This window comes from Synechococcus lacustris str. Tous (assembly GCF_003011125.1).
GTDB lineage: Bacteria > Cyanobacteriota > Cyanobacteriia > PCC-6307 > Cyanobiaceae > Synechococcus_D > Synechococcus_D lacustris.
Genome location: NZ_PXVC01000172.1, coordinates 1 through 1629, shown reverse-complemented (window position 1 = coordinate 1629; position 1629 = coordinate 1). Strand labels below are relative to the sequence as shown.

General features: G+C 49.8%; 2 protein-coding genes. One reads left to right on the top strand and one right to left on the bottom strand.

Annotated features, from left to right (window positions below; genetic code table 11):
* Positions 1-71: 71 nt before the first annotated feature.
* Complete coding sequence (locus tag C7K08_RS13975; protein WP_106501123.1) at positions 72-1190, bottom strand: rhodanese-like domain-containing protein; 1119 nt, start codon at positions 1188-1190, stop codon at positions 72-74.
* Positions 1191-1307: 117 nt separating this feature from the next.
* Here C7K08_RS13975 and C7K08_RS13970 point away from each other — a divergent pair.
* The coding region (locus tag C7K08_RS13970; protein WP_106501122.1) for an ArsR/SmtB family transcription factor at positions 1308-1629 on the top strand (322 nt) is incomplete at its 3' end.

Genomic DNA, 1629 nt, shown 5'->3' with positions numbered 1-1629 from the left:
TTGTCATGGTTCGGGGGGGAGAGAAGATCTGAGGAAAGGCGAACTTGAGATGTAGATCGGAACTGGAAACTTCAGGCCGTGGTGGTAACGCCCTCAAGCGGGTAGCCCTCTGCCTGCCAACGGTTAATGCCCCCGTGGAGGTTGGCAACTTGTGTGCAGCCCGCCTCTAAAAGTTTTTGAGTGGCGAGGGCGGAGCGACTACCGGAATGGCAAACAACAACTATTGATTTGTCTTTGGGTAAGTTGTTAATGCGGGCCTCTAGCTCAGGTAATGGAATGAGCAGGCTGCCTTGGATGCAACCATSACAACCGGAAGMTTCCTCCCTGGAACGCACATCCAGGATTGTGAGTTCATCAAGATGAAGTGCAACCCAGGCAGGTACCAATTCAGGCAAACCTGCGTAACTAAAAGAAATCGGCGCCCAGTTAGCAGTAGATGCAAATTCACGGGGCATGCCGGAGCGCATATTGCCAGGTAAAGCAGCGGCAATGCGATGGGGATGGGGGAGTTTCATATTCTCCATGTATCCCGCAAAGTCCCTTTCTGTAGCCTTGCCTCCTAAACGAGGATTAAATAACTTTTCTTCCACAACTGATGTAACAGCTCTTCCGTTATAATCATGGCCAGGATAAAGCAAACAAGCATCGGGGAGACTAAGGATTTGGCCCTTGATTGAATTCCAAAGGGCGTGGGCATTGCCCTCTTGAAAATCACATCTACCACAACCTCYCACAAGAAGGGCATCGCCGGTAAAGGCGATTGATTTATCATCTAACACAAAGCTAATACAGCCATTGGTGTGACCAGGGGTGCTGCGCACTTCTACAAAACGAGCTCCGAAAAAGATTTGATCACCGTGGTGCAATGGAATACTTACATTTTCAGCATTTGCCGCAGCCGCTAAACCAATGCCACAGCCAGTGGCCTCATGCATCAGCCAACTGCCTGTTACGTGGTCGGCATGGGCATGGGTATCAATGGTTGCCACTAACTGGATACCAAGCTCACGAATCAAAGAAAGATCGCGAGCGTGCTGCTCAAAAACAGAATCAATCAACAAACCATTCCTACTGGGCACATCAGCCAGTAAGTAACTGAAAGTACCCGTATCAGCGTCAAATAATTGGCGAAAAAGCAAAGAAGCACCACCCGCGGCTGCAGCAAGCGGGATAGCAAGGGGGAAAGCCATAGGGACCTCGTTCAACTATATGACTATACACGCATACAGGCTTACAGCGAGTAAAGGCTGCCTATATTGCTTTTGGTGTTAGTGGTTATGGAATAATTCCAGTAAAGGCATAGCGCCATGGGCTTCAAGGGATCGCTGCCTTCCCCCCAGCTAATCGAAGAGTTCAGCCAGTTTTTTCGCTTACTTAGCGAGCCGGCTCGGCTGCATTTGCTTTGTTATTTGCGCCAAGGCCCCATGGACGTAACAAGCCTTATGGAAGCCACGGGTTTTTCCCAGTCGCACATCAGTAGGCAACTGAGCCAGCTGCAACGCTCTGGACTTGTTGCTTGCGAACGCGATGGTGTGCGCACCATCTGGAGCGCAGACAATGATTTAGTGGAGGATCTATGCTCATTAGTACAAAACCGACTCAAGGAAAGACTCGAACTACAGCTACAAC